Annotated in this window: 1 protein-coding gene and 1 pseudogene; one reads left to right on the top strand and one right to left on the bottom strand. The window is 68.2% G+C overall.

Going from position 1 to position 515, the window contains the following annotated elements; genetic code table 11:
- A pseudogene (locus EOA27_RS41785) lies at nucleotides 1-228 on the top strand (DUF4239 domain-containing protein); the annotation flags it as partial.
- A gap of 2 nt (nucleotides 229-230) precedes the next feature.
- Here the strand turns inward: EOA27_RS41785 and EOA27_RS39630 are convergent.
- Nucleotides 231-515 (bottom strand): nucleotide disphospho-sugar-binding domain-containing protein (locus EOA27_RS39630; RefSeq protein WP_145970951.1); only part of this gene is annotated, 285 nt, incomplete at its 5' end.

Here is a 515-nt window from a genome sequence, read left to right as displayed (position 1 = left end):
GGGTGCGTGACGTACCCCCGCCTATGGCGTCTTCGCGCGCCCGCTTGGCAAGCACGCTTCGGCTTCCGGGCGCCGCGCAACACCATCGTGATCGGCAGGTTCGTCATGTCGGCGGCGCTGGTCGCCACCGCCATCTATTTGATCATGGAAATGGATCAGCCCTTTTCCGGCCCGATCCAGATCTCGCCAGCGCCGTCCCAAAAGGCGCTGGCGGAGTTGAAGCAGTAAGATCACTGCCGGCCCAACCACTCGATCAGCCACTTGGCTGCGGCTTCGGCGCCGTCGGCGCGGATCTCGCTGGCCACTTCTCCAGCGCGAATCCTGACCTTTGGCGCCAGCGCCACTTCCAACGCAGCCGACAACGACTCCACCGTAGGCATCGGGCCGTCATGCGCGGCGCCGATACCGAGCTCGGCCACGCGCTTGGCCCAGTAAGGCTGGTCGCCGATCTGCGGCGCGATCACCTGCGGCGCTCCCACCCGCGCGGCGGCGACCGTGGTGCCGGCGCCGCCGTG

Source organism: Mesorhizobium sp. M2A.F.Ca.ET.037.01.1.1 (assembly GCF_003998075.1).
In the GTDB taxonomy this organism is placed as follows: Bacteria; Pseudomonadota; Alphaproteobacteria; order Rhizobiales; family Rhizobiaceae; genus Mesorhizobium.
The sequence above is the reverse complement of the archived record's forward strand: the minus strand, read 5'-3'. Positions and strand labels throughout refer to the sequence as shown.